The organism is Mycobacterium sp. TH-M82 (assembly GCF_057473605.1).
Genome location: NZ_JBYCKY010000499.1, coordinates 1 through 5,487 on the forward strand (window position 1 = coordinate 1; position 5,487 = coordinate 5,487).

Sequence of the window (5,487 nt, forward strand, 5' to 3'; positions counted from 1 at the left end):
CGCTCAGGCTGACCGCTCGATCAGGCCGACACAGGTGGCGGTCAGCAGCCGCGTCAACGCGGCGGTGAAGTCGAGGTTCCAGTCGGGTGGCAGGTCAGGCTCGACGGCGTAGGCGTCGGCCAGCCCCTCCGGCGGGTGCGCGAACTGCCACAGCGGGGCGGCCAGCGAGTAGGAGGCGAGCAGCAGGTCCAGGGCGCCTCTGCGGCCGAGTCCCGGCAGCGCCTGCTCGATCGAGTCCGCACAGGCCAGCGCGGCCGCCGTGCTGACTCGCCGGACTTCGACCACCCGGTCCAGGTCGACTTCGTGCTCGAGGTGCAGGGCCAGGTTGGCCAGCAGGTCGCAGAACAGCGGATCGGCGGCCAGCCCGCCGGCCAGCGTCTCGGCGACCCGAGCCGGCGACATCGGGCCGGGTTCGCGCAACGCCTTGCGGACCGTGTCCGACCAGCGCTCCCAGCCTTCGGCCGCCAGCCGTAGCAGCACCTCTTTGTGCGAGCTGAAGTAGCGGCGCACCGCCGAATAGTGCACGCCGGCGCGGCCGGCGACCGCGGTCAGCGTCACCGAAGCGACCCCGCCTTCCAGCGCGACCGTGCGGGCGGCTTCCACCAGCGCCGCCGCCCGCTGCCGCTTCTTCTCCTCGGTGCGGGCGCGTTGGAACGAGAGCTGCCTCACAGACGTGAGGATAACGCACTCGATGTGCGTTGCAACCGGGGTCGGAGTGCGGTAGCGTGCGTTTACGCACGTGATATGCGTTATACACCCATCACAGACCGGGGTATAAATCCATCGTAGACCGGGAGAGGAGCTGACCATTTCGGGCAGCGGCGTGATTTACTTCGTTCGCGGGTTGGTCGCGTTCTCATCGGCGCGCCGCCGGGTAGAGGTGACCAGAGGTGACCACTGTGCACGCGTCCTGTGACGGTGCACGGACCGCGGTACATCGGCGGCCGGCTCGACGAACACGCTGACCGCGCGAGTGACCGACACGTCGCCGACCATCGAAATGCCAACGGGTGGATAGGATGCCGATTTTCCGATTGCTGAGACGGTGGTGGATCCCGCTGGTGATCCTGGCGGTGGTCGGGGCCGGCGGTTTCACCGTGTCCCGGATCCACGGCTTCTTCGGATCCGAGCAGCGACCGTCCTACGCCGACGGACAAATCGACGACACCCAGCCGTTCAACCCCAAACAGCTGACTTACGAGGTCTTCGGCCCGGCCGGAACCGTGGCCGACATCAGCTATTTCGACGTCAACTCCGAGCCACAGCGGGTCGACGACGCACGGCTGCCGTGGAAGCTGGAAATCGTCACCACTCTGCCCGCGGTGATGGGAAACATTGTGGCGCAGGGTAATAGCAACAGCATCGGCTGCCGTATCACCGTCGACGGGGTGGTCAAGGCGGAACGGATTTCCAACGAAGTCAACGCCTATACCTACTGCCTGGTGAAGGCCGCATGAGCTCCTTGTCCAAGAAGAGCGGCGTATGAGCGCCGCCCACGACGCCGATCACCGACCGTTCATCGCGCGGACCATCCGCAGGCTGTCGGTGCCGATCATCCTGTTCTGGCTGGCGGTGATCGTGGTGCTCAGTGTCAGCGTTCCATCGCTGGAGCAGATCGGCAAAGAGCGTGCGGTGTCGATGAGTCCGTCAGACGCGCCGTCGATGCGGGCGATGACGCGGATGGGCAAGGTGTTTCAGGAGTCCGATTCGGACAGCATGGCGATGATCGTGCTGGAAAGCGACGAACCCCTCGGCGACGCCGCGCACAAATACTACGACGCGCTGATCCGCAAACTCGAAGCCGACACCAAGCATGTGCAGCACGTCCAGGATTTCTGGGGCGACCCGCTGACCGCGGTGGGTGCCCAAAGCGCCGACGGCAAAGCGGCATACGTGCAGTTGAACCTGGCGGGCAACCAGGGCGAGGCTCTGGCGAACGAATCGGTCGCGGCGGTTCGCGACGTGGTGGCCGCCACGCCGCCGCCGGCCGGGCTGAAGGTCTATGTCACCGGCGCGGCGGCGCTGATCAGCGACATGAACCACAGCGGCGACCAGTCGATCGTCCGGATCACGGTCGTCACCGGCATCGTCATCTTCGTGATGTTGCTGCTGGTCTACCGGTCGATCGTCGTGGTGGTGCTGGTACTGGGCATGGTGGGGATGGAAGTGATGGTCGCCCGCGGCGTCGTCGCCCTGTTGGGCCATCACGAGTTGTTCGGCCTGACGACGTTCGCGGTCAGCCTGCTGACCTCCCTGGCGATTGCCGCCGGCACCGACTACGCCATCTTTTTCGTCGGCCGGTATCAGGAGGCCCGCCAAGCCGGTGAGGACCGAGAGACCGCCTACTACACCACCTTCCGCGGCATCGCTCACGTCATCCTCGGTTCGGGACTGACCATCGCCGGGGCGACGTATTGCCTGAGTTTCACCCGGATGCCCTATTTCAAGAGCCTGGGCGCCCCGTGCGCGGTCGGCCTGGTCGTCTCGGTAGTCGCCGCCCTGACGCTGTGTCCGGCGATTCTGACCGTCGGCGGCCGTTTCGGGGTGTTCGACCCGAACCACCGGCTGAGTACCCGAGGCTGGCGGCAAGTGGGCACCGTGATCGTGCGCTGGCCGGTGCCTATTCTGCTGACCTCGCTTGCCGTCGCGCTGGTCGGCTTGTTCGCACTGCCCGGATATCGGCCCGCCTACGACGACCGGAAGTACATCCCCAACAACATCCCGGCCAACGCGGGATATGCCGCGGCAGATCGGCATTTCTCGCAGTCCCGGATGATGCCCGAGATGTTGTTGGTCGAGACGGATCACGACATGCGCAATCCGGCGAATTTCCTGGTGCTGGACAAGCTGGCCAAGGCCATCTTCCGGGTGGTGGGAATCTCCAGGGTGCAGGCGATCACCCGGCCGCAGGGCACGCCGCTGGAGCACACGTCGATCCCGTTTCAGATCAGCATGCAAAACGCCGGCCAGCTGCAGACCATGAAATACCAGCGGGACCGGATGGACGACATGCTGGTCCAGGCCGACGAGATGGCGAAGACCATTGCCACCATGCAGCGGATGTACGACCTGATGGGCCAACTGGCCGGCACCACCCACAAGACGGTTCTGGACACCACCGAGCTGGCGCTCATGGTGCATGACGTCCGGGACCACGTCGCAGACTTCGACGATTTCCTGCGGCCGATCCGCAGCTACTTCTCCTGGGAACCGCACTGCTATGACATTCCGATCTGCTGGGCGGGGCGATCCATCTTCGACCTCTTCGACAGCATCGACCAGGTGACCGAGAGTACGGACAAGCTCGTGGTCAACCTGGGTGACCTGGACAAGCTGATGCCTCAGATGCTCACCACGTTCCCGCCGATGATGCAGACCATGGAGACCATGCGGACCATGATGCTGACCATGCACAGCACCATGTCCGGGATTTTCGACCAGATGGACGAGCTCAGCGACAACGCCACCGCGATGGGCAGGGCATTCGACGACGCCAAGAACGACGATTCGTTCTACCTGCCTCCGGAGGTGTTCGACAACCCGGACTTCAAGCGTGGCCTGAAGATGTTCCTGTCACCGGACGGCAAGGCCGTCCGGATGATCATCTCGCACCGTGGCGACCCCGCGACGGCCGAGGGCATCGCACGCATCAACGAGATCAAGACCGCGGCCGAGGAGGCGCTCAAGGGCACACCGCTGGAGGACGCCAAGATCTACCTGGGCGGCACCGCGGCGGTGTTCAAAGACATGAGCGAGGGTTCCAGCTACGACCTGACGATCGCCGGAATCGCCGCGCTGTGCCTCATTTTCATCATCATGTTGCTGATCACCCGTGCGCTGGTCGCCGCAGTGGTGATCGTCGGTACGGTGGCGCTGTCGCTGGGTGCGTCGTTCGGTCTGTCGGTGCTGGTGTGGCAGCACATCGTCGGCATGCAGCTGCACTGGCTGGTGCTGGCGATGGCGGTCATCGTCATGTTGGCGGTGGGGTCTGACTACAACCTGCTGCTGGTCTCCCGGTTCAAAGAGGAGATCCACGCCGGACTCAACACCGGGATCATCCGCGCGATGGGGGGCACCGGCAAAGTGGTGACCTCCGCCGGCCTGGTGTTCGCCTTCACCATGGGTTCGATGGTGGTCAGCGACCTGCGGGTGGTCGGGCAGGTCGGCAGCACCATCGGTCTGGGGCTGCTGTTCGACACGTTGATCGTGCGCGCGTTCATGACGCCGTCCATCGCCGCGTTTTTGGGCCGGTGGTTCTGGTGGCCGATTAATGTTCTCCCGCATCTGCGCAGCAGGCCGCAGCCGGCAGGCCCACAACCCGTCACGTCCGGTCCGGACGCCGGCGGCGTGATGACCGCGGAGTTCGCCCGGCCGGCCGGCTGAGTCAACCGGCCGATATCGGCCGGTAGGGAAAGGTTTGCCGAATGGTTATAGTGAGTTGCATGCAAACACGCAGCCGGAACCCGTTTCTTCGTGGTGCGGCCGTTGCGGCCGCCGCCGGCATCGCGGCCGCGGTGTTCCCCGTGGTCGCTGCCGCCGACTCGAGCGACGACTTTCCGATACCGCGGCGGGTGATCCGCACCGAATGCAACGCCGAGCAGATGCTGGCCGCCAGCCGTGACCTCTCGCCGGTCTACTACGAGCGGTACATGATCGACTACAACAACCACTCGCCGGCGGTTCAGCAGGCCACCCGGGATCAGATGCACTGGTTCTTCTCACTGGACCCGGTGCAGCGCAGGAACTACTCCGAGCAGTTGGCGACGAATTTCGCCGATGACCTGACGACCTCCTGGCCCAACCACGCCAAGATCTTCTTCAACAACAAGGGCGTGATCGCCAAATCGACCGAGGCGTGCTCGCAATACTCCCCCGATGATCAATCGGTGTGGGATTGGCACCCGAACCCCTACGTGTGGAGCAACGAACCCGGGCCCCAACCCGGCCATCCCTAACTGGCTTAGGCGACGCTATTTCCTCCGCCGACGTTTGCCGGACGGCATTCTGTGCCGGCCCGCGGCGTGCATCAGGTCCGCCTCGGTGTTGTCTGTCGTGTCTGCCTCCGTGAGCGCCGCCTCGGTCTCGGGTGCCTGAGCCTGCTGCCTCTCGTCTTCGGCGCCCTCGGGCTCGACGGTCTCGGTGCTGTCGGTGGTCTGGGTATTTTCGACGGTCTGGGTGGTCTGGGCCTCCGGTGTCTTCTCCGCTGCCTCGGTGACCGCCCCGGCTCCTTCGGGTGCTTCTTCAGCGTCCTCAGCGCTCTCAGCGCCCCTGCCCTTCTTACGGAAGCGCAGGCGCCGCTCGGGTTTCTCGGGTTTCTTCGGCTTCGGCGGGGGTGGCGGCAATTCGGCGACGAACGACAGGTAGAACGCGCCGATCCCGAGCAGCGCAACCGCCGCGGCTGCGCCGTAGACCCCGAACAGCCACTGCCCGGCGCGGTCCAGGCTGAACCAGATCTCGCTGATGGCGGTGCCGGCGATCAGCACCCCC

4 protein-coding genes and 1 pseudogene are annotated in these 5,487 nt (G+C 65.2%); 3 read left to right on the top strand and 2 right to left on the bottom strand.

Annotation, left to right across the window (positions count from 1 at the left end; all coding sequences use genetic code 11):
• Window positions 1–3 precede the first annotated feature (3 nt).
• Window positions 4–688: pseudogene (locus AC2VON_RS15575) on the bottom strand (TetR/AcrR family transcriptional regulator).
• Window positions 689–1,034: 346 nt separating this feature from the next.
• Here AC2VON_RS15575 and AC2VON_RS15580 point away from each other — a divergent pair.
• Genes AC2VON_RS15580 through AC2VON_RS15590 form a run of 3 tightly spaced genes read left to right on the top strand, consistent with a single transcriptional unit; the run spans window position 1,035 to window position 4,955 of the window.
• Window positions 1,035–1,457 (top strand): MmpS family transport accessory protein, encoded by a 423-nt coding sequence (locus tag AC2VON_RS15580; protein ID WP_486953763.1) that lies wholly within the window; start codon window positions 1,035–1,037, stop codon window positions 1,455–1,457.
• Window positions 1,458–1,482: 25 nt separating this feature from the next.
• A complete protein-coding gene (locus AC2VON_RS15585) occupies window positions 1,483–4,383 on the top strand; it encodes an MMPL/RND family transporter (RefSeq protein WP_486953760.1) in 2,901 nt (966 codons plus the stop codon).
• A gap of 59 nt (window positions 4,384–4,442) precedes the next feature.
• Complete coding sequence (locus tag AC2VON_RS15590) at window positions 4,443–4,955, top strand: DUF5078 domain-containing protein (protein WP_486953761.1); 513 nt, start codon at window positions 4,443–4,445, stop codon at window positions 4,953–4,955.
• Between the two features lie 15 nt (window positions 4,956–4,970).
• On the opposite strand, the gene lucA is transcribed toward AC2VON_RS15590, so the two are convergent.
• Window positions 4,971–5,487 (bottom strand): lipid uptake coordinator LucA (gene lucA / locus AC2VON_RS15595; protein WP_486953762.1); only part of this gene is annotated, 517 nt, incomplete at its 5' end.

What these genes read in the sequence shown, in the direction of transcription:
- AC2VON_RS15585 (WP_486953760.1), top strand. Translation starts at nt 1,483, where the DNA reads ATGAGCGCCGCCCACGACGCCGATCACCGACCGTTCATCGCGCGGACC.
- AC2VON_RS15590 (WP_486953761.1), top strand. Translation starts at nt 4,443, where the DNA reads ATGCAAACACGCAGCCGGAACCCGTTTCTTCGTGGTGCGGCCGTTGCG.